Here is a 20545-nt window from a genome sequence, read left to right on the forward strand (position 1 = left end):
CATGAGCCTATTGCGTATCAGGAACCTCTCCGTCGATTTCGCCACCTCCTCGGGCCAGTTCCGGGCCGTGGACGGCGTCGATCAGGACGTCGACAAGGGCGAGATCTTGGCCATCGTGGGCGAAAGCGGATCGGGAAAGTCGGTGTCCATGCTGGCGCTGATGGGACTTCTGCCCTGGACCGCGACGATCACGGCGGACGAGCTGACCTTTGACGGGCAGGACCTGCTGACCCTGCCCGCCCGCGACCGACGCCGGATCGTTGGCAAGGATCTGGCGATGATCTTTCAGGAACCGATGTCGTCGCTGAACCCCTGTTTCACCGTGGGCTGGCAGATCAAGGAGGCGCTGCGCGTGCACCTTGGGCTGGACCGTGCGGCGCGGCACAAACGGGCGATTGAACTGTTCGAACAGGTGGGCATCCCCGCCCCGGAAAAGCGGCTGTCGTCCTTCCCGCACCAGATGTCGGGGGGCATGAACCAACGGGTGATGATCGCAATGGCCATCGCCTGCCGTCCGAAGCTGCTGATCGCGGATGAGCCGACGACCGCGCTGGATGTAACCATTCAGGCGCAGATCCTCGACCTGTTGACGGGGCTGCGGGAAGACACCGGGATGGGCCTTGTGCTGATCACCCACGACATGGGCGTGGTTGCGGAAACCGCCGAACGGGTCAGCGTGCAATACGCGGGACAAAAGATCGAGGAACGGCCCGTGGCCGATCTGTTCCGCACGCCGCACCACCCCTATGCGGCGGCCCTGTTGGACGCGCTGCCGGAACGGGCGACCGAAAAGCGGCTGCCGACCATCCCCGGCGTGGTGCCCGGACAGTTCGACCGGCCAGCGGGCTGCCTGTTTTCGCCCCGCTGCAAATTCGCGGATGACCGGTGCCGGGGGACGGCACCCGCCGCTGCCGGACCCGACCTAGGCTACACCCGTTGCCATTATCCGCTGAACACCGACCAGAGGATCGCATCATGACCGCCGCCCCCGTGATGAGTGCCGAAAGCCTTGCCCGCCACTACGAGGTCGGCGGCGGCATCCTGCGCAAGCCGCAGGTGCTGAAGGCCGTGCAGAACGTCGATTTCCAGCTCTACGCCGGCAAGACGCTGGCTGTCGTTGGGGAATCGGGCTGTGGCAAATCCACACTCGCGCGGATGGTCACGATGATCGAGGAACCGACCGCCGGGACGCTGACGCTTGACGGGGAACCGGTTCTGCCGGATCGCTGGGCCTCGCTTCGGCAATCGGTGCAGATCGTGTTTCAGGACCCCTATGGATCGCTGAACCCGCGCCAGCGGATCGGCCAGATCCTGATGGAACCACTGGTGATCAACCGCCCCGACATGCCCACAAGCGAACGCGAGGCGCGGGCGCGCGACATGCTGGGGTTGGTGGGGCTGCGGCCCGAACATTTCGACCGCTACCCGCATATGTTTTCCGGCGGGCAGCGGCAACGGATCGCAATCGCGCGCGCACTGATGCTGGACCCGAAGGTGCTGGTGCTGGACGAACCGGTATCGGCGCTGGACCTGTCGATCCAGTCGTCAATCCTGAACCTGCTGATCGACCTGCAAGAGCGGCTGGGTTTGGCCTATCTGTTCATCTCGCACGACCTGTCGGTGGTGCGGCATGTCGCCGACGAAGTGATCGTGATGTATCTGGGCCGGGCAGTGGAGCGGGGCACCAAGGACGAGGTCTTTGGCGGGCCGCGCCACCCCTATACCAAGGCGCTGTTGTCCGCGACGCCGATTGCCGACCCCGAGGCCCGGAAAGAGCGGATCAAACTGGTTGGCGAATTGCCCTCGCCGTTGAATGTGCCCGCGGGTTGCCCGTTCAGCCCGCGGTGCTGGAAGGTTCAGGACAGGTGCCGTGCAGCCGCGCCAGAACTTGACGGGGAGACCCACAAGGCCGCCTGCTTCTTTCCCGAAGGATAGGGGATGGTGGGTTAAAACCCACCTTACCCGGGGGCGCTTCGCCCCCCGGACCCCCAGAGGATATTTCTAACCCAAAGAAGGGACTGGTTGCCCCTTTGTAAGGTGGGTCTTGACCCACCATACCTCTCAGCAGTTGGGCACGTTGACGGCCAGCCCGCCCAACGCGGTTTCCTTGTATTTCTCGCTCATGTCGACGCCGGTCTGCCGCATGGTTTCAATCGCCGCGTCCAGCGGGACAAGATGCGTTCCGTCCCCGCGCAGCGACAGAGAGGCGGCAGACACCGCCTTGATCGCGCCGAGCCCATTGCGTTCGATACAGGGCACCTGCACCAGCCCCCGGATCGGGTCGCAGGTCATGCCAAGGTGGTGCTCCAGCGCGATTTCGGCCGCGTTTTCCACCTGTTCCGGCGTGCCGCCCATCACCGCGCACATGCCGGCGGCCGCCATGGCGCTGGCGCTGCCCACCTCGGCCTGACAGCCGCATTCCGCGCCCGAAATCGAGGCGTTGAACTTGATCAGCCCGCCGATGGCCGCCGCCGTCAGCAGGAAATCGGGCACTTTCGACACCGTCGCGCCGGGCACGTGGTCCAGCCAGTAGCGGATCGTTGCGGGCACCACCCCGGCGGCACCATTGGTGGGCGCGGTCACCACTTGCCCGCCGGCTGCGTTTTCCTCGTTCACCGCCATGGCGTAGGTCGAAATATAGTCGTTGATCGTATGCGGCGCGGTCAGGTTCATGCCCCGTTCGGCCATCAGCGCCTCGTGAATCGCCTTCGCCCGGCGCTTGACCTTCAACCCGCCGGGCAGGATGCCCTCGCCCGCAAGCCCGCGTTCGATGCAGTTGTTCATCACCTCCCAGATCCGGGCAAGGCCCCGGTCCAGATCGGCTGCGGGCTTGCGGGACAGTTCGTTCTGGCGCTTCATCTGGGCGATGGTCAGCCCGCTTTCCGCCGCCATATCAAGCATTTCCACGGCGGACTTGAAGGGAAACGGCACCGGGGCGCCATCGTCCTGATCCTTGCCCGCCGCCAGTTCCTCGGCCGTGAGAACAAAGCCGCCGCCGATGGAATAATAGGTCACTTGCGTGATCACGTCGCCCTGCGCATCGGTCCCCTTGATGATCAGCCCGTTGGCGTGACCGGGCAGGTTCGGGCCATAGTCGAAGACCAGATCGTCCTTGGGCAGGAACTTCAACTCGTCCAGCCCCTCGGGCGTCACGGTGCCCTCTTCATTGATCCGCGCCAGCTCGGCCTCGGCCTTGTCGGCGTCGTAGTCATCGGCCCGGAACCCGGCCAGCCCCAGGATCACCGCCCGGTCGGTGGCGTGCCCGACCCCGGTGAAGGCCAGCGATCCGTGCAGGGTCACCTTCAGCCCCGCCACCTTGAACGGCTGCCGCCGCAGGTGATCAAGGAACATCGCCCCGGCCACCATCGGTCCGATGGTATGCGACGATGACGGGCCGACGCCCACTTTGAACATGTCGAAGACGGACAGAAACATCAGAGCGCACTTCCTTCGGGAGGGTTTGGGAGTATCGGTTTGGAAAACGGCGTGGGGCCAAGCCCCTCGGCCAGGGCGACACGGGCAACGGACGCCCGCGCCTCAAAGACTTCGGCAAAGGTCTTCAGGCGCGGCCATTGGCCAAGGTCGTACCAGTCGGTTGCGCCCCCATAGATCGCGGCCCAGCGGAGCATCGGAGCAAGGTAGCAGCCAAGGATTGAGGCCCGCCCGTCAAGCCAGGGGGCATCGGGCGCCGCGTCCAGCACGGACAGGGCCGCGCCGATCCGGGTTCGGGTCCGGGCGCGCAGGTCTTCGTGGTGGGCGTCGATAAATTGATCCGGGTAGAACAGCACGCGTTCCGCCGGATGCAGGGTATTCGCGAGCCAGAACAGCCATTTCAGCGCCGCCGCCCGCCCCTCCGTGCCGGGGCCGGGCATCAGGCCATCCGAGTTCTCGCTGATCCAGAGCAGGATTGCGCCGGTTTCAAAGATCGACCCCTGCGGTGTTTCCAGTGTCGGGATCAGCCCGTTTGGGTTGATCGCCAGATACGACGGATGCTTTTGCCCCCGCGCGGCCCGGTCCACCAGAACGGTCTGATAGGGCAGCCGCGCCTCTTCCAGCGCCAGCCGCACGCAAAGCGAGGCGTTGTCCGGAGCATAGTGGAGGCGCAGATCCATCGTCATATCCGCCTTCTGCGTCGCGCGGGGCGATTTCGCCCCGTCGAATGCGACGTTTCCTATCGGAAACCCGTCCGGCCGCCAAGCGGTGGCGAGCGTTGGTCCGTTTTCTGGCTGGATGGTCGGGGCGAGAGGATTCGAACCTCCGACCTACGGTACCCAAAACCGTCGCGCTACCAGGCTGCGCTACGCCCCGACGCGCTGTCCTTAGACTGCCCGGACGGGTTTGAAAAGGGTCAGTTGCACGGAAGTGCCGCATCCGCGCCAAAGGCCGGGTGCCGCAACGCATCCCCAACCTTCAGGCCTAGCCGCGCGGCCATCCCGCCGTTGATTTCCAGTACCGCCAGAATTCCGTCCCCGCCCGGAATCGGCGTTTCGTCCAGCGGTTCGGCATTTTCATGAATATGCCGGATCACCCCATCCGGGCCGATGAACAGCATATCAAGCGGAATAAGCGTGTTGCGCATCCAGAAAGACGGTGCCTGAGGCCGTTCGTAGATGAACAACATGCCTTCCATCATGGGCATCCGTTCCACGAACATCAGCCCCTGCGCACGTTCCTGCGGGTCATCGGCGATTTCGACCCGAAACAGGGCTTCGCCCCGGTCCCCCTGCACGGCAACCCGATCGGGGGCACAGTCCTGCGCGGCGGCAGACACAGAAATGCCGCCCGCCAACAGCAGACCGACAACCGCGTGGATCACCCGGCGCCCTACTTCGATTCGACTGCACGTTCCCAGCTGAGCACCTCGGTCGCCATTTTGCCACGCTGCCCATCGATCACCTTCAGGCCCACGGCTTCGCCGGGCATAAGGTCTGCCATGCCGGACCGGCGCAGCACCTCGATATGGACAAACACATCTTCGGCCTTTCCGAAGACATTGGCAAACCCGAATCCCTTGGCCTTGTCGAACCATTTGATACGAGCCGGCTGAATTGGCGTGCGGGCCAATTCTTCGGGGTCGATCCCGGCAAGATCGCCCAAGGGCGCCGTCACGGTCGTATCGGGCGGGGTGATTTCCAGCACGTCGACCGCTTGCGCCCCTCGCTCGGTGTCCACCACTTCCAGTCTGATCCGCGACCCATCCGCAACCGAACTTTGCCCGAAATTCCGGAGCACGTTCGCGTGCAGAAGGATGTCCGGCCCCCCCTCGTCCGCGACGACGAAACCGAACCCCTTGGTTGGATCAAACCACTTCACATGGCCGCCGACCTGGCGACCCTTGTCCTGTGTTTCTTCTACCATCTCATTCTTCCAAAGCCGGTTCCCATCCATACCGGCCACCCCCACCTGACCGCGTCAGGCAGGTGGATACAAGCCCAAAATTACTGGATTTTAGGTCATGCTATTCGCGAAGCGTGAAATTTCAGGGGTTCAGGCGCTCTATTTTCCAGGAAGATTTTTCGCTGTCCCGGGTCCAGCGGAACCGATCATGCAACCGGAATGCACCATCGGCCCAAAACTCGATCTCGCAAGGATTGATACGGTAGCCGCCCCAGAAGGGCGGACGGTCCGGGTTGATTCCCTTGGCGGCCGTGATTTTCGCGACCTCGGCCATCAGATGGGACCGCGACGACAGGGGCTGTGACTGGCGCGACGCCCAGGCCCCCAGCCTGCTTTTGAGCGAGCGGGACTGGTAATAGGCATCGGCCTGCGGCCCGTCTTCACGGGTCACGGTCCCGCGCACCCGGATTTGCCGCCGCAGCGACTTCCAATGTATCACGAAAGCGGCCTTGCCGGCGGTGTCCAGTTCCTGCGCCTTCTTGCTTTCGTAATTCGTGTAGAACACGAAGGCCCCGGCCTCGATCTCCTTCAAAAGAACCATCCGCGCGTTCGGCAATCCGTCCGCATCGACCGTGGCCAGGGCAATGGCATTGGGATCGTTGATCTCGGCCGCATCGGCCTCTGCCAGCCAGTTGCGCGCGATTTCATACGGGTCATCCCCGGCAAAGATTCCGTCCCGATCCGACATGTTCGTTCCTCTGGTTCTGCTGTGCCCGCCTGACCCCACGTCAATCAGATGCGAAACAAGCGGCTTTGTCAGGCTTGATGCCTTACGGGCAATCACTTACACCGGATCGAAATTGGGCCGGGAAGGCAAGGGGGACATTGATGTCGTCGAATTTGATGCAGGGCAAACGCGGGCTGATCATGGGCCTTGCAAATGACAAGTCGATCGCCTGGGGGATTGCGCAGGCGCTGGCCGACGCCGGGGCCGAACTGGCCTTTTCCTATCAGGGTGAGGCCCTGAAGAAACGGGTCGATCCGCTGGCGGCGCAGCTGGGGTCCGATATCGTGCTACCCTGCGACGTGACCGACATGGACTCGGTCGACGCCCTGTTTGCCGAACTGGAAGCCCGCTGGGGCAAAATGGATTTCGTCGTTCACGCAATCGGCTTTTCCGACAAGAACGAGTTGCGCGGCCGCTATGCCGACACCAGCCGTGACAACTTCCTCATGACGATGGACATCTCCTGCTATTCCTTCACCGCCGTGGCAAAACGCGCCGCTGCGCTGATGCCGGACGGCGGGTCCATGGTCACCTTGACCTATTACGGTGCCGAACAGGTCATGCCGCATTACAACGTCATGGGCGTTGCCAAGGCCGCGCTGGAAGCGTCGGTGCGCTATCTGGCCGAGGATTTCGGCAAGGACGGCATCCGCGTCAACGCGATCTCGGCCGGGCCGATCAAGACGCTGGCCGCCTCGGGCATCGGCGATTTCCGCTATATCCTGAAGTGGAATGAATACAATTCGCCCCTGCGCAAGAACGTCACCATTAACGAAGTAGGCGGATCGGCCCTGTATCTGCTGTCCGACCTGTCGACCGGGGTGACCGGTGAAACTCACCACGTGGACGCCGGATACCACGTTGTCGGGATGAAAGCGGTGGACGCCCCCGACATGACCCCCGGCAAGGATTGAGACAAGGAAGACCCGTATGACCGACCGCCTGCCGCACGAAAAAGGGTTTCACGTAAGCTGGGATCAGATGCACCGGGACAGCCGGGCGCTGGCCTGGCGGCTGGACGGGCGTGGCCCGGACGATGGCGCCTGGCGCGCGGTGGTCGCGATCACCCGTGGCGGCATGGCCCCGGCGATGATCGTCGCCCGCGAGCTGGATATTCGCACGGTCGATACGATCAGCGTGAAATCCTACCACTCGGGCGGCGGCAAGGCCGATCAGCGGCGAGATGCACAGGTGCTGAAATCCCCCAATGCGGACATGATGGGAGACGGCACTGGCATCCTTGTGGTCGATGATCTGGTCGACAGCGGCAAGACGTTGGAACTGGTGCGCAAGCTGTACCCCAAAGCCCATTTCGCCACCGTCTATGCCAAGCCGCAGGGCGAACCGATGGTCGATACCTTCATCACCGGGGTTAGTCAGGACACGTGGATTTTCTTCCCTTGGGATATGGCGCTGCAATACGTCGAACCGTACCGGGGCAAGGACTGATCCAGAGCGATTGACAGGGGCGCGGTGTTGCGCCCCTTTTCATTTTCCGGGGGTTTCATGACACTGACCCGCACCCAAACCACATTCGCCCCGCCCGTGATGGAGGCCCGCCGCTGGCTGGAGGGGGTCACCTTTCCGCCCGAGCGGCCGCTGATCAACGTCAGCCAGGCCGCGCCGGTCGATCCCCCGCCCGCCGCGCTGCGGGCCGAGATTGCCCGCGCCGCGGTAGAGGACGCCGGTGCCCATCTTTACGGCCCGGTGCTTGGACTGCCCGACTTGCGGGCAGAGGTCGCGGCGCAATGGTCGGCGGCCTATGGCGGATCGATTGACTCGGCGCAGGTCGCCATTACCTCGGGCTGCAATCAGGCGTTCACGGCAGCCCTGACCACGTTGTGCAGCGACGGGGACGAGGTAATCCTGCCCCTGCCCTATTACTTCAACCACGCCATGTGGCTGGACATGTCGGGCATCCGCATCGTTGGGTTGATGACCGGCGACGGGATGATCCCCGACCCGGCCAAGGCCGAGGCGCTGATCACCGACCGGACCCGCGCCATCGTCCTTGTGACCCCAAACAACCCGGCGGGGGTGGAATACCCGGCGGGCGTGGTCGGTGCCTTCTACGACCTGTGCCGACGGCACGGGATCGCGCTGATCGTGGACGAGACCTATCGCGATTTCGACAGCCGGACCGGCGCGCCGCATGATCTGTTCATCCGCCCAGATTGGGACGACACCCTGATCCATCTTTATTCCTTTTCAAAGGCCTACCGGCTGACCGGGCATCGTGTGGGGGCGATGATTGCCAGCCCTGCGCGTCTGGCCGAGGCCGAGAAGTTTCTGGATACGGTGGCGATCTGCCCCAACCAGTTGGGTCAGCGGGCGGCGCTGTGGGGGATGCGGAACCTGTCGCAATGGGTGGCGGGCGAGCGGGACGAGATTCTCGACCGGCGCACCGCGATCGAAGAGGGCTTTCCGCGTCTGGCGGCGAAGGGCTGGCGGCTCTTGGGATGCGGCGCCTATTTCGCCTATGTCGAACACCCGTTCGACGAACCGTCGGATGCGCTGGCGCAGCGGTTGGTGACCGAGGCGGGCATCCTGTGCCTACCCGGCACCATGTTCATGCCCCCCGATCGCGCCGAAGGCCGGCGGCAATTGCGGATCGCCTTCGCCAATATCGACCGTGCCGGAATTGCTGCCCTGTTCGACAGGCTGGCGGCGCTTTTCTGACCTGATTGTGGTGGGTCAAGACCCACCTCACCCACTTTCCCTGCAGCCTCGACCCACTTTCCCTGCAGCCTCGTAAGGTGGGTTTCAACCCACCATACCCCCACATGCGTTCCCGGCCTTGCACCCCGGCCCCGCCCCGCCTATTCAGAGGCAACAGTTGAAGGGTCCGGAACCAATGGGCCCAAGGAAAACAGGGGTGGGCGCATGGCCGCGAAAAATGGCAAGCGGGTCGGGGTCTGGATCATTCTGGGCCTGTTGTTCGTGGGGCTTGTGGGCTTTGGCGGCGCGGGCCTGACCGGTTCGGTCCGGTCCATCGGCACCGTGGACGGTAACGAGGTGCCGATCGTCGACTATCAGAATTCGATCAACAGCTATGCCCGGTCGCTGTCGGCCCAATCCGGCGTGCCGGTCAGCTTTGCCACCCTGCAACAGATCGGTGCTGACCGCGAGATCCTGAACGCGCTGATCAACCGCTATGCCATCGACGCCGAAGTGGCCCGGATGGGACTTTCCGTGGGCGACGATAGGGTGCGTGAAACAGTCGTGTCGAACCCCAGCTTTGCCGGGATCAACGGCGAATTCGACCGGCTGGCCTACCGCGATCTTCTGGACCGTAACGGACTGACTGAGGAAGCCTTTGAAGCGCAGGTCCGGGCCGAGGCCGCGCGGTCCCTTCTGGAAACCGGCGTGGGCGCGGGTGTGACCATGCCTGACAGTTTCCTTGACGTGATCATCGGCTATCAGGCCGAACGCCGCGACGTGACCTGGGCAACCGTCGGGGCGGAATTCCTGGCGGCCGACCTGCCCGAACCGACCGGCGAGGAGTTGCGGGCGTTCCATGCCGAGAACCCCGATCTGTTCACCGCCCCCGAAACCCGCGACATCACCTATGCTTGGCTGACGCCGGACATGCTGCGCGACGGGGTCGAGGTGGACGAAGCCGCGCTGCGCGAACTGTATCAGGACCGCATCCGCGATTATGTCGTACCTGAAACGCGGTTGGTCGAACGGATGCCCTTTGCCGATGAAGAGGCCGCCATTGACGCGATGAACCGGATCGCCGCCGGAGAGATCGACTTTGACGGTCTGGCCGAGGAGCGCGGCGTGGACCTGTCCCTTCTGGACATGGGCGACGTGACCGAGGCCCAATTGGGAGAAGCCGGGGCGGATGTGTTCTCCTCTGCCACCGGAGAGGTCGTCGGCCCCCTACCCTCGCCGCTGGGATCGGCGCTCTATCGCACCAACGCCATTTTCGACGCCCGCGAAACCACCTTTGAAGAGGCAATGCCGGACCTGCGTGACGAATTGGCCACTGCGCGCGCGCGGCGCATGATCGACGAAAGCCGCGAGGCAATCACCGACCTGCTGGCCGGGGGTGCGCGTCTGGAGGATCTTGCCGAGCGGACGGATCTGGAACTTGGCACGATCCGCTTCTTCGACGGTGTCGAGGACGGGATCGCCGCCTATGACGGATTCCGCGCCGCCGCCATCGCCGCCGAACCGGGGGCCTACCCGGAATTGCAGGAACTGGAGGACGGCGGCGTTTTCGTCCTGCGTGTCGATGCGATCACCGAACCCGCCGTGCAGCCGATCGAGGACGTGGCCGAGGAACTCCGCGCCGCATGGGAGGATCGCGCCCGCGCCGCGGCCGTTCTGGCCCGCGCCGAGGAGCTTGCCACGCAGGTCGGCGCCGGATCGGACCTGACCCTGCTGGGCCTTGCCCCGGTGACCGAAGCCGACATGACCCGCCGTATCTTTGTCCCCGGCACCCCCCCGGGCTTTGGCCCCAAGGTCTTTGAACTGGGCGAAGGCGAGGTCGCGGTGATCCCGGCCGGACCTGATGCCATCATTCTGCGGGTGGACGCGATCCGCGCCCCCGACATGGACAGCGAAGACGTGCAGGCCCTGCGCGGCGCGCTGGCGGCGCAGATGAACCAGGACCTGTCCGACGCGGTCTATCAGGTGTTCGAACAGACCATTCGCACCAACGCGGACCTGAACATCGACCAGAACGTGATCAATCAGGTCAACGCCCAGCTTCAGTAAGAAACGGAACCACCCATGGCCCTGACCCCGGATTTCGACGCCTTCCGCGCCGCCTATGAGGCGGGCCGCAATCAGGTGGTCTATACGCGGCTTGCGGCCGACCTGGATACGCCGGTGTCGCTGATGCTGAAGCTGTCGGGCGCCGGCAAACATGCCTTCATGCTGGAATCGGTCACAGGCGGAGAGGTGCGCGGACGCTATTCGATCATCGGCATGAACCCTGACCTGATCTGGGATTGCCGCGGGACCGAGGCGCGGATCAACCGGGCCGCCCGATATGACGACGATGCGTTCGAGGTTGAGTTGGCCGACCCGCTGACTTCGCTTCGCGCGCTGCTGGCCGAAAGCCGGATCGACCTGCCCGACGGGCTGCCCGGCGCGGCGGCGGGGCTGTTCGGCTTCCTCGGCTATGACATGATCCGGTTGGTGGAACACCTGCCCGATGTGAACCCCGACCCGATCGGCCTGCCCGACGCGATGCTGTTGCGCCCCTCGGTCGTGGCGGTGCTGGACGGGGTCAAGGGCGACGTGATCCTTGTGGCCCCCGCATGGGCCAGTTCCGGCCTGTCGGCCAAGGCCGCCTATGCGCAGGCCGCCGAACGGGTGATGGATGCCTGCAGGGCACTGGACCGCCCGGTGCCGGTGGACAGCCGCCAGTTCCACGCCCCGCACGAGGTTGCCCCGGCGACATCGAACTTTACCCGCGAGGGCTACAAGGCCGCCGTGGAGAAGGCCAAGGACTATATCCGCGCGGGCGATATCTTTCAGGTGGTTCCGGCGCAGCGCTGGACGCAGGAGTTCCGCGAGCCGCCCTTTGCCCTGTATCGCAGCCTCCGGCGCACGAACCCCTCGCCCTTCATGTTCTTCTTCAACTTCGGCGGGTTTCAGGTGATCGGCGCTAGCCCGGAAATCCTTGTTCGGGTGTTCGGGTCCGAGGTGACGATCCGCCCGATTGCCGGCACCCGTCCGCGCGGCGCCACCCCGGAAGAGGACAAGGCGAACGAGCTGGACCTGCTGGCCGACCAGAAAGAACTGGCCGAGCACCTGATGCTTCTGGATCTTGGCCGCAACGACACCGGCAAGGTGTCGAAGATCGGCACCGTCCGCCCGACCGAGCAATTCGTGATCGAGCGCTATTCCCACGTCATGCATATCGTGTCGAACGTGGTCGGCGAACTGGCCGAGGATCAGGACGCCCTGTCGGCCTTCTTTGCCGGGATGCCTGCCGGGACCGTATCCGGTGCGCCCAAGGTCCGCGCGATGGAGATCATCGACGAGCTGGAACCGGAAAAGCGCGGCGTCTACGGCGGCGGCTGCGGGTATTTCAGCGCCAATGGCGACATGGACATGTGCATCGCCCTGCGCACGGCCGTTCTGAAGGATCAGAAGCTTTACATTCAGGCCGGGGGCGGCGTGGTCTATGACAGCGACCCAGAGGCCGAGTACATGGAAACCGTCCACAAGTCGAACGCGATCCGCAAGGCAGCCGAGGACGCGACGATGTTCAGCGGGTCGGGGAACGGCTAAGGCAAAGAATGCTTTTGGCGGCAGACCCACCTGGCAATTCAATTCACAGTTTTGGAAGCGGAACGTCATATGCAGCAAGTTTCGCACGTGCCGCCTTAACTGCTTCTGGTGGGAAGCATTCTGAATATTCCACTACTACATACTCACCAGTAAACCTTGCCGCCCCTGCGGCAACAAGTGCCTCAAATCCCGGCGTGACATTCGGATCGAGTGCCCAATCAATCAAAGTCTGGACCGCACCTTTCGTGGCAATCTTGCGGCGCGTGTAACTCGCCTGTTGTTTCCTGCCGTGTTTCTCTCGAAGAGTCTCTTCGTAAGCGGCGACAGCTTCCCATAGCCGACGCACGACAGGATCCTCATGGCCCTCGCCGGACAATTCGAAGATGCGAATTCTACACGCAGCCGCTATGTCTTTTCTGTTCAGGCGCAATGCATTTTGTTGAAGCCTACGAACTGCCTCAATGTCGTTCATTTTTCTTGGATCAATTGTCATCTAATGACCTCGCCACTAATCCGTTCACGAAACATCCAATTCGAACGCCCCCTCCTTGCATTGAACTGTATTCGAGGTGTGACTAGAAATCTCCCCCCAACAGCACCGCCGACAGCGGCGCCTGATTGACCTGCCCGGCCCGGTTGGCGGTGGACCAGAGGATCAGCGCGCTGATGGTTTCGGGCCGGACCCGGCCCAGAAGCACGACGCCGCTTTCCTGCCGCGCCCGGAACGCCGCCTGATCAAGGAACCGGCGGATCACCCGCGCGTCCTGCCCTTCGGCGTCCAGATCGCGGTAGAAGATCGCGGCGGGCACCTCGGCTGCCTCAGCCGCCCGCTGCGCGGTGTTCAGCCCGCGCGACAGGCTGACAAAACCGCGCCCGTCATCGGCCAGCCGGGCCATGACCTCTTCGGTGCCGCCGCGCGCGCGGGGCAGGCCGTTGCCGTCCATATCCACAAGGGCCACGGTTTCCGGATTGTCCGAGAAAAGCGCCTCCAGCGTCGTCGCCACATCCTGCGCCTCGAAGCTTTCTGGCAGGTTGATCCGCAGCGCGACCTCGACCCCTGCATCGCGGTAAGCGCGGACAAGTCCCGCTGCCCCTTCCGCCGAAGGATCGACCGCGACAGTCACGGGAACGCCCGCCGCCGACAATGCCGCCGGGCCGCCGGGCATCGTGCCATCATCGACCAGAACGATCGACAGGATCGGGCGGCCGTCATCCTCGAACGGGGTGCCGAAATCCTGAAGCGCGACACCGGTGAGGGCCGCGCCAAACAGTTCGGGCTCTGCCGGTTCTGCCGCAGTAGCCTCATCGGTCGAGGGGCGGATGACCCGCACGGTGTCGTCACTGGTGGGCATGGTGCGGGCCGGTTCGCCGGACAGGCCGACCACAGGGGCGGGGCCGGTTTCGGGGGCCGGTGCGGGTTCTGCGACGATGTCGGGCGTCGGTTCAATCGGCGCCGTGGGCTCTTCTACCGAAACCTCGGGCAGGGCCTCTGGCATGGCAGGTTCCGGGGCGGGTTCGGGCGCGGCTTCCGGCGCGGCGGGCGCGTCGGGCACCACCAGAACCGCGATCTCTCCCGTCGCATCCGGTGCGACCATCCCACCGGGCACCGGCTCTTCCTCGGGCAAGGCAGGCGCGGGGCGCGCGCCCTCAACCGGGGTTTGCAGTTCGACCACTTCGTCGGCAGCCGCCGCCTCGGACGGGGCGGGCGCGGGGGTGGTGGACACCGCAAGACTGTCTTCACTGTCCGGCACCGCGGGCGCGGGGGCTTGCGGGTTGGGCAGGACCGGGCTGTCGGGGCTCAGGGCGGGCGCCTCTGCCCCCTGCCCGGCTACCGGCGCTGTCGGGGCACCTTCGACCGCCACGGCAACAGGCGCTGTGGGGGGGGCTGTATCGGCAACGGGCGGCGCGGATTCGGCGGTTGGCTCTGCCACCGGCGTTTCCACGATAGCGGGCGCCGTGGCAGGTTCGATCGGCGCGGCCGAGGTGGCCTCGGACTGGGCGGTGGCGGTTGCCGGGGCGGCCTCGGGCGCTGCGACCTGCGGCGTGGCGGGCGGCGTATTCCCCGCCGGCTGCGGCCCCAGAAGCGATGCCGTGCCCAGCCCGACCACCGCGACCACGGCTCCGACCAGACTTCCGCCTAGAAACCCTCTGAACATGGGTCTGCCCCCTCATCATTCGTCTTTTTGGCCGGTCCGGACCTTGACGCTTGCCCCGGACCCGGCCCATGTATGGCCCAACCATACCGGAAGCCACCGGGGCCATGGTAGCCCCCAATTTCCGGTCGACAGACAAAGGCGGGACAATGCTGCTTCTTATCGATAACTACGACAGCTTTACCTATAACCTTGTCCATTATCTGGGCGAATTGGGGGCCGATGTCGTGGTCCGGCGCAACGATGCGCTGACGGTTCAGGATGCGATGGGGATGAACCCGGACATGATCCTGCTGTCGCCAGGCCCCTGCGACCCGGCACAAGCCGGGATCTGCCTTGCCCTGACCGAGGCCGCCGCCGAAACGCGGACGCCGCTGATGGGCGTCTGCCTTGGCCACCAGACCATTGGCGAGGCCTTTGGCGGCAAGGTTGTCCGCTGCCACGAGATCGTTCACGGCAAGATGGGGCAGATGCACCACTCGGGGAAAGGGGTGTTCTCCGGCCTGCCCTCGCCCTTTGAGGCGACCCGCTATCATTCGCTGGTGGTCGAGCGGGACAGCCTGCCCGATTGCCTTGAGGTGACCGCCTGGCTGGAAGACGGGACGATCATGGGGCTGCAACATAAGACGCTGCCGATCCACGGGGTTCAGTTCCACCCGGAATCCATCGCCTCCGAACATGGCCACCGGCTGCTTCAGAATTTCCTCGACCTTGCAAAGGAACCGGCATGAGCGACGCGCTGAAACCCCTGATCGCGGCCGCCGCCGAACGCCCCCTGACCCGGGCCGAGGCCGAGGCGGCCTTTGACATCCTGTTCGAGGGGGACGCGACGCCCAGCCAGATGGGCGGGCTTCTGATGGCGCTGCGCACGCGGGGGGAAACGGTGGACGAATTCGCCGCCGCCGCCGCCGTGATGCGGGCGAAATGCCGCCCCGTAAAGGCCCCCGAAGGCGCGATCGACATTGTCGGCACCGGCGGCGACGGCAAGCATACGCTGAACATTTCCACCGCGACGGCCTTTGTCGTGGCGGGCGCGGGCGTGCCGGTGGCCAAGCACGGCAACCGCAACCTGTCGTCCAAGTCGGGCACGGCGGATGTGCAGGCGGCCATGGGGATCAACGTCATGGTCGGGCCCGAGGTCGTGGAACGCGGTCTGGCCGAGGCCGGGATCGGCTTTATGATGGCGCCGATGCATCACCCGGCGATGAAGCACGTGATGCCGACGCGGGCGGAACTGGGCACCCGCACGATCTTTAACATCCTCGGTCCGCTGACCAATCCGGCGGGCGTGAAACGGCAGCTGACCGGCACCTTCAGCCGCGACCTGATCGCGCCGATGGCGCAGACGCTTCAGGCGCTCGGGTCCGAGGCGGCCTGGCTGGTGCACGGGTCGGACGGGACGGATGAGATGACCATCACCGGGGTGACCTGGGTCGCGGCCCTGTCGGGCGACATGATCGCCATGCGCGAGGTGCACCCGGAAGACGCTGGCCTGCCAGTGCATCCGTTCGAGGCCATTGTCGGCGGCACGCCAGAAGACAACGCCGCGGCCTTCCGCGCGCTGCTCGATGGCGCGCCGGGCGCCTATCGTGATGCGGTGCTGCTGAACGCCGCCGCCGCCCTTCTGGTCGCGGGCAAGGTGGATAGCCTGAAAGACGGCGCAACACTGGCGGCCGAAAGCATCGCCAGCGGCGCGGCAAAGCGGGCGGTCGAGACACTGGCCCGGATCACGCAGGCCGGGTGACGGGGGCGGTGGGTTAAAACCCACCTTACGTTTGAGGGGCGCTGCCCCTCTGGCCCTGTCGGCCCATTCACCCCGGAGTATTTGGGGCAAAATGAGAGGCCATTCTTCTTTGGTTCTAAATATCCTCTGGGGGCCATGAATCATCTGGTTGGGGGGCGAAGCGCCCCCGGGTAAGATGGGTCTTGACCCACCGCCCCTAGCGGGATTTGAAAATCGTTCCGAAGATGCCTCGGATGATCCGGCGCCCGGTTGTCCCCTTCAGCTCTTTCACCATGGCTGTTGCCAGCGCATCGCCGAGGCTGTCCTCTTTCCGCCGGGACCGGGTGCTGCGGCTGCGGCCCGCGTCGTAACGGCGGGCGTTGCGGAACTCGCGCTCCTGGGCTTCCATCTCCGCCTCTTGCGCCTCGGCCGCTTCGGCCTCTCTCGCGGCTGCATCTGCCCGGCGGGCCAGCATTTCCGCCGCCGAATCCCGGTCCAGCCGCGTGTCGTATTTTCCGGCAACGGGTGACCCTGCGATGACAGCCTTGCGGTCGTCTGCCGTGATCGGGCCAAGCTGGGACGACGGCGGGCGGATCAGGGTCCGTTCGACGATCCCCGGCACCCCCTTGTGGTCCAGCATCGAGGTCACCGCCTCGCCCGTGCCGACCTCTCGGATCGCCTCGGCGGTGTCGAAGGCGGGGTTCGGACGGTAGGTGTCGGCGGCCTTTTTCAGGTCGCGCTGGTCGTTGGCGGTGAAGGCGCGCAGTGCGTGCTGCACCCGGTTGCCCAACTGGCCCAGAACGTCCTCGGGCACGTCGGCCGGGTTCTGGGTGATGAAGAACACCCCGACCCCCTTGGACCGTATCAGCCGCGCCACCTGTTCCACCTTGTCGATCAGGGCCTTGGGCGCGTCATCGAACAAAAGATGCGCCTCGTCGAAGAAGAAGACCAGCTTGGGCTTGTCCGGGTTGCCGACCTCGGGCAGTTCTTCGAACAGTTCCGACAGGAGCCACAGAAGGAAGGTCGCGTAAAGCCGGGGCGAGCCCATCAGCTTGTCCGCGGCAAGGATATTGATCCGTCCGCGCCCGTCCGGGTCCGTGCGCATCAGGTCGGCAAGGTCGAGGGCCGGTTCGCCAAAGAACGCCGCCCCGCCCTGATTTTCCAGCACCAGCAACTGCCGCTGGATCGCCCCGACCGAGGAGGTCGCGACGTTGCCATAGCGCAGCGATAGCTCTTTCGCGTTTTCGCCCACGAACAACAGAAGCGCCTGAAGGTCCTCAAGGTCCAGAAGCGGCAGCCCTTCTTCATCGGCCACCCGGAAGGCGACGTTCAGCACCCCTTCCTGCGCGTCGGACAGTTCCAGAAGCCGGGACAGCAGAAGCGGCCCCATTTCGCTTATCGTGGTGCGGACCGGGTGGCCCTGATCGCCGAACAGGTCCCAGAAGGTGACCGGAAAGGCCGAATAGGTCAGATCAAGCCCGATCGTCGCGGCCCGTTTCATGAAGGCCTCGTGCAGCTTGAAATCTTCCCGCCCCGACCGGGCCAGCCCCGACAGATCGCCCTTCACGTCCGACAGGAACACCGGCACCCCTTCGGCGGAGAGCCCTTCGGCAAGAATTTGCAGCGTGACCGTCTTACCGGTGCCTGTGGCCCCGGCGATCAGCCCATGCCGGTTGGCGTAATTCAACAGAAGGCTTTGCGGCGCGCCATAGCCATCCCCGCCCCCACCAACAAAAATCCGATCGCCCATACCCGGCCTCCCTGTTCGACTTCCGGCCTACAATACTTGTTTAACCAATCTCTGCCAGAGTGATCCTGTCCGCCCTGCCATGTCCTCCGGCCTGGGGCGGGTATCCTCCCTGTCAGACTTGCCGCGCCCCTTGGGCGCGGCGTTTTTTTGCCTGCGTCCGTCAAGACGGATCAAATGCGACCTTCCCCGAGCAGGGGGCGAAGTTTTCCTGTTGACGCATGCGATTCCATTGCGTAGCGTCCCCTCAATTAGTCGGCCAAGTCCGACAGGGAGAGATGGGAAAAGGGGTCGGGATGGCCCCTTTTTCTGTTTTGGGGAGTGCCCGTTGGGCATGCAACGGCGATGGTTCGCCGATGATTTCCAGCCTTTCCCGCTGACACCCGGAACCGGCCATGTTAAGCGTGGCGCGACAAATGCTCTAAGTCAGGACCATTCATGACCAAATTCTTCAAGACCCTTTCTGCCGCCGCCCTTCTGGTTGTGAGCGCCGCGGCACTGCCCGCGCAGGAAACCGCCACCGAAGGAACCGGCACGTCGGACGAATTGTCGATGGGCCAGCCGGCCCTGCAGCCGGGGCAGCCCTATGCCCGTGAACAGTTCGGCGACTGGACGATCCGCTGCCTGAACAACCCCGAAGGCGACGATCCCTGCCAGCTGTACCAGCTTCTGACCGATGCCGAGGGCAACGAGGTTGCCGAGATCAACCTCTTTCCGCTGGATGGCGCGGGTGATGCGGTGGCCGGCGCCAATATCGTGGCCCCGCTTGGTACCTTCCTGACCCAGGGCGTGACCTTGTCTGTCGATGGGGGCGAGGCCCGCCGCTATCCGTTCACTTTCTGCAATGCGGGCGGATGTGTGGCGCGTGTCGGCTTTACCGCCGCAGAGGTCGCCCAGTTCAAGGCGGGCAATTCTATCGCCATGAGCCTTGTGCCCTATGCCGCACCGGACAACCGCGTGGATCTGACGATTTCGCTGACCGGCTTTACCGCTGCGTTTGACAGCGGCACGCCGGTCCAGCAGCAGTAGGTTCACAGTTTCCGTATTTGCCGCCGCCCCATCCCCGGGGCGGCGGTTTTCCTTTGGGGCCAAGGTGGGTCAAGACCCACCTTACACTACGGCCGACGGCCAGATGCAGCCGTAGGGTAGGTTATGACCCACCCTTAGCGCGACAGCGCCCGCATCCCCCGGTCGATCCCTTCCAGCGTCATCGGAACCATCCGGTCCTCGCCAAAGATCTGCTGGATCATCTTCACCGACTGGGTGTATCGCCACATCCGTTCCGGCAGCGGGTTGATCCAAAGGTGCCCCGGCCATTGGTCCCGGGCGCGCGACAGCCAGACCTCGCCCGCCTCCTCGTTCCAATGTTCGTTGGCCCCGCCGGCAAAGGCGATCTCGTAGGGGGACATCGACGCATCGCCGACGAAGATGCATTGGTAGTCCGGGCCATAGGTCCGCAGCACGTCCCAGGTGGGGGTCTGTTCGTTCCAGCGCCGGGCGTTGTCCTTCCACACCCCCTCATACAGGCAGTTGTGAAAGTAATAGTGTTCCAGATGCTTGAATTCGGCGCGGGCGGCGCTGAACAGTTCCTCGACCAGCTTGATATGCGGGTCCATTGATCCGCCCACGTCAAGGAACAGCAGGACCTTGACCGCGTTGCGCCGTTCGGGCCGGGTTTTCACGTCCAGATAGCCTTGTTCGGCGGTGGCCCGGATTGTGCCGTGCAGGTCCAACTCTTCGGCCGCGCCGTCGCGGGCCCATTTGCGCAGCCGCTTCAGCGCCACCTTGATATTGCGGGTGCCCAGCTCAACGTCGCCGTCAAGGTTCCTGAATTCCCGCTTGTCCCAGACCTTGACCGCGCGTTGGTGGCGGCTTTCCTTCTGGCCGATGCGGATGCCTTCGGGGTTGTAGCCATAGGCGCCAAAGGGGGATGTCCCGGCGGTGCCGATCCACTTGTTGCCGCCCTGATGGCGGCCCTTCTGGTCTTTCAGACGTTCGCGCAGGGTTTCCATCAGCTTGTCAAAGCCGCCGAGCGCCTCGATCTCGGCCTTTTCCTCGGCGCTCAAGAACTTCTCGGCCAGTTTTTCCAGCCATTCTGCGGGCAGGTCCACGGCCTCCAGCACCTGTTCAGTGCTGATCTGTTCCAGCCCGTCGAAGGTTGCGGCAAAGGCCCGGTCGAACCGGTCGATGTTGCGTTCGTCCTTCACCATTGCCGTGCGGGCAAGGTAGTAAAACGCCTCGATATCATAGGTGGCCAGACCCGCCTTCACCCCTTCGAGAAACCCAAGGTATTCGCGCAGCGACACCGGCACGCCGCCCGACCGCAGGTTTTCGAAAAAGGGCAGGAACATCGGCCCCGCGCCTAGCGCATGGACCGATCGATGAAGAGCAACAGGAACAGTCCGATCACCCCACCGATCATGGCAAAGACAGCGGCCCATTGCAGAAGGTCAGCCAGCTTGCCGCCCTTCATTCGCGCCCGAAGCGCCCCAAGAATTGCCCCGGCCAGAAGGCCAATCAGCGGATAGATCATCTGGACAGTGGTC

The 20545-nt window shown here is 64.5% G+C and carries 20 protein-coding genes and 1 tRNA gene; 10 read left to right on the forward strand and 11 right to left on the reverse strand.

From position 1 onward, the window contains the following. Position 1: 1 nt before the first annotated feature. Together U3648_RS11245 and U3648_RS11250 are read left to right on the forward strand one after the other, a co-directional pair. On the forward strand, positions 2-979 hold the full coding sequence (locus U3648_RS11245) for an ABC transporter ATP-binding protein (protein WP_129681491.1): 978 nt from the start codon (positions 2-4) through the stop codon (positions 977-979). After that, positions 976-1935: an ABC transporter ATP-binding protein gene (locus U3648_RS11250; protein ID WP_420859323.1), complete on the forward strand. Its 960-nt coding sequence runs from the start codon at positions 976-978 to the stop codon at positions 1933-1935. The genes U3648_RS11245 and U3648_RS11250 overlap by 4 nt, the downstream gene beginning before the upstream one ends. Positions 1936-2061: 126 nt before the next feature. Here the strand turns inward: U3648_RS11250 and U3648_RS11255 are convergent, their stop codons facing one another. The 6 genes from U3648_RS11255 to pdxH all read right to left on the reverse strand — a co-directional run bounded on the left by U3648_RS11255 (position 2062) and on the right by pdxH (position 6085). Then, positions 2062-3435: an L-serine ammonia-lyase gene (locus tag U3648_RS11255; RefSeq protein WP_420859324.1), complete on the reverse strand. Its 1374-nt coding sequence runs from the start codon at positions 3433-3435 to the stop codon at positions 2062-2064. Then, a complete protein-coding gene (locus tag U3648_RS11260; protein ID WP_420859325.1) occupies positions 3435-4112 on the reverse strand; it encodes a glutathione S-transferase family protein in 678 nt (225 codons plus the stop codon). The genes U3648_RS11255 and U3648_RS11260 overlap by 1 nt, the downstream gene beginning before the upstream one ends. A gap of 119 nt (positions 4113-4231) precedes the next feature. After that, a tRNA-Pro gene (locus U3648_RS11265) sits at positions 4232-4308 on the reverse strand. 40 nt (positions 4309-4348) lie between these two features. Beyond that, positions 4349-4813 carry a DUF192 domain-containing protein gene (locus U3648_RS11270; protein ID WP_420859396.1) on the reverse strand — a complete coding sequence of 155 codons (465 nt, stop codon included), beginning with the start codon at positions 4811-4813 and terminating at the stop codon, positions 4349-4351. 11 nt (positions 4814-4824) lie between these two features. After that, positions 4825-5358, reverse strand: coding sequence for a cold-shock protein (locus tag U3648_RS11275; protein ID WP_420859326.1), 534 nt, complete (start codon positions 5356-5358; stop codon positions 4825-4827). A 121-nt stretch (positions 5359-5479) separates the two neighbouring features. Beyond that, positions 5480-6085 (reverse strand): pyridoxamine 5'-phosphate oxidase, encoded by a 606-nt coding sequence (pdxH, locus tag U3648_RS11280; protein WP_420859327.1) that lies wholly within the window; start codon positions 6083-6085, stop codon positions 5480-5482. A 140-nt stretch (positions 6086-6225) separates the two neighbouring features. On the opposite strand from pdxH, the gene fabI reads away from it, so the two are divergent. The 5 genes from fabI (at position 6226) to trpE (ending at position 12376) form a co-directional block, all read left to right on the forward strand. Then, complete coding sequence (gene fabI / locus U3648_RS11285; protein ID WP_420859328.1) at positions 6226-7038, forward strand: enoyl-ACP reductase FabI; 813 nt, start codon at positions 6226-6228, stop codon at positions 7036-7038. A gap of 16 nt (positions 7039-7054) precedes the next feature. Next, a complete protein-coding gene (gene gpt / locus U3648_RS11290; protein WP_420859329.1) occupies positions 7055-7573 on the forward strand; it encodes a xanthine phosphoribosyltransferase in 519 nt (172 codons plus the stop codon). 57 nt (positions 7574-7630) lie between these two features. Then, positions 7631-8803, forward strand: coding sequence for an aminotransferase (locus tag U3648_RS11295; protein ID WP_420859330.1), 1173 nt, complete (start codon positions 7631-7633; stop codon positions 8801-8803). A 204-nt stretch (positions 8804-9007) separates the two neighbouring features. Then, a complete protein-coding gene (locus U3648_RS11300; protein WP_420859331.1) occupies positions 9008-10849 on the forward strand; it encodes a peptidylprolyl isomerase in 1842 nt (613 codons plus the stop codon). Between the two features lie 15 nt (positions 10850-10864). After that, a complete protein-coding gene (gene trpE / locus U3648_RS11305; protein ID WP_420859332.1) occupies positions 10865-12376 on the forward strand; it encodes an anthranilate synthase component I in 1512 nt (503 codons plus the stop codon). Between the two features lie 43 nt (positions 12377-12419). Here trpE and U3648_RS11310 read toward each other — a convergent pair whose 3' ends face one another. Both U3648_RS11310 and U3648_RS11315 read right to left on the reverse strand, forming a co-directional pair. Beyond that, complete coding sequence (locus tag U3648_RS11310; protein WP_420859333.1) at positions 12420-12869, reverse strand: hypothetical protein; 450 nt, start codon at positions 12867-12869, stop codon at positions 12420-12422. An 82-nt stretch (positions 12870-12951) separates the two neighbouring features. Then, entirely contained in the window at positions 12952-14532 is a 1581-nt protein-coding gene (locus U3648_RS11315; protein ID WP_420859334.1) for a divergent polysaccharide deacetylase family protein, read from the reverse strand. A 146-nt stretch (positions 14533-14678) separates the two neighbouring features. Between U3648_RS11315 and U3648_RS11320 the strand changes: the two genes are divergently transcribed. Both U3648_RS11320 and trpD read left to right on the forward strand, forming a co-directional pair. Next, the gene (locus tag U3648_RS11320; RefSeq protein ID WP_129681512.1) at positions 14679-15260 is read left to right on the forward strand and encodes an anthranilate synthase component II; all 582 of its coding nucleotides are present in this window, start codon (positions 14679-14681) and stop codon (positions 15258-15260) included. Then, positions 15257-16273 (forward strand): anthranilate phosphoribosyltransferase, encoded by a 1017-nt coding sequence (trpD, locus tag U3648_RS11325; protein WP_420859335.1) that lies wholly within the window; start codon positions 15257-15259, stop codon positions 16271-16273. The genes U3648_RS11320 and trpD overlap by 4 nt, the downstream gene beginning before the upstream one ends. 196 nt (positions 16274-16469) lie before the next feature. Here the strand turns inward: trpD and U3648_RS11330 are convergent, their stop codons facing one another. Continuing rightward, entirely contained in the window at positions 16470-18002 is a 1533-nt protein-coding gene (locus tag U3648_RS11330; protein WP_420859336.1) for a helicase HerA-like domain-containing protein, read from the reverse strand. A gap of 435 nt (positions 18003-18437) precedes the next feature. Between U3648_RS11330 and U3648_RS11335 the strand changes: the two genes are divergently transcribed. Next, positions 18438-19028: an invasion associated locus B family protein gene (locus U3648_RS11335; protein WP_420859337.1), complete on the forward strand. Its 591-nt coding sequence runs from the start codon at positions 18438-18440 to the stop codon at positions 19026-19028. Positions 19029-19162: 134 nt separating this feature from the next. Here the strand turns inward: U3648_RS11335 and U3648_RS11340 are convergent, their stop codons facing one another. Both U3648_RS11340 and U3648_RS11345 read right to left on the reverse strand, forming a co-directional pair. After that, the gene (locus U3648_RS11340; RefSeq protein ID WP_420859338.1) at positions 19163-20350 is read right to left on the reverse strand and encodes a vWA domain-containing protein; all 1188 of its coding nucleotides are present in this window, start codon (positions 20348-20350) and stop codon (positions 19163-19165) included. A gap of 11 nt (positions 20351-20361) precedes the next feature. Then, entirely contained in the window at positions 20362-20532 is a 171-nt protein-coding gene (locus tag U3648_RS11345; RefSeq protein WP_420859339.1) for a hypothetical protein, read from the reverse strand. Positions 20533-20545 lie beyond the last annotated feature (13 nt).

It is taken from the genome of Marivivens marinus (genome assembly GCF_035969385.1).
GTDB lineage: Bacteria > Pseudomonadota > Alphaproteobacteria > Rhodobacterales > Rhodobacteraceae > SELP01.